Below are 258 nucleotides of genomic sequence, written 5' to 3'. Positions count from 1 at the left end.
CAGGGATTATGGCAGCAATTATATTAGCGGCTTCTCGTGCAATTGGTGAAACGATGATTGTTGTAATTGCAGCAGGATCCACAACGAATGTATCGCTTGATCCGACACATTCTATTCAAACGTTAACAGCCTATATTGTGCAAGTAAGTTTAGGTGATGCTCCGCATGGAACGATTACGTATTAGAGCATGTATGCTGTAGGTGCAACGTCATTTTTGTTTACGTTTATTATGAACATCATTTCGCACTCTATTATGC

Annotated in this window: 1 pseudogene; it reads left to right on the top strand. The window is 39.9% G+C overall.

Annotated features, from left to right (window positions below):
• Positions 1 to 258 (top strand): annotated as a pseudogene (locus KVT27_RS25315) (phosphate ABC transporter permease subunit PstC); the annotation flags it as partial.

Origin of the sequence: Lysinibacillus sp. GbtcB16 (assembly GCF_019091145.1) — a bacterium.
GTDB classification, from domain to species: domain Bacteria; phylum Bacillota; class Bacilli; order Bacillales_A; family Planococcaceae; genus Lysinibacillus; species Lysinibacillus fusiformis.
The sequence above is the reverse complement of the archived record's forward strand: the minus strand, read 5'-3'. Positions and strand labels throughout refer to the sequence as shown.